Below are 364 nucleotides of genomic sequence, written 5' to 3'. Positions count from 1 at the left end.
TTACACGCTGTTCGAGCGCCTGCGCCAGCATCTGAAAAACACCACCTTCGAGCGCATGAGTGTCCACAACCTGCGCTTGAAACTGATCAAGGTCGCGGCGGTGGTGATCCGCAATACCCGCCGTATACGGCTGATGATCAGCGAGCACTACCCCTGGAAGGATGAACTCAGCCAGCTCGTTGGCCGCCTTGTTCCGACATAGAAACAACGGGCGCCCCCGGCCCGAACTAATGGGGGAAAGGGGGCAGTGTGTTCGAGACCCGCTCAGCGATCAGAATCTGACCAGAGAAAGCTGTTGTGGGTCATCCCGGCGCTGGCTACGCTGCCAATAAACGCGCTTTCGGGCGCTCATGAGAAATCCGGG

1 protein-coding gene is annotated in these 364 nt (G+C 58.8%); it reads left to right on the top strand.

What is annotated here, in order from left to right:
* On the top strand, nucleotides 1–202 hold a 202-nt coding region (locus F3089_RS15785; protein ID WP_192497423.1), incomplete at its 5' end, for a transposase.
* Nucleotides 203–364: the final 162 nt, after the last annotated feature.

The organism is Halospina sp. K52047b (assembly GCF_008709855.1).
In the GTDB taxonomy this organism is placed as follows: domain Bacteria; phylum Pseudomonadota; class Gammaproteobacteria; order Pseudomonadales; family Oleiphilaceae; genus Halospina; species Halospina utahensis_B.
This window is presented reverse-complemented; position numbering and strand designations above follow the sequence as displayed.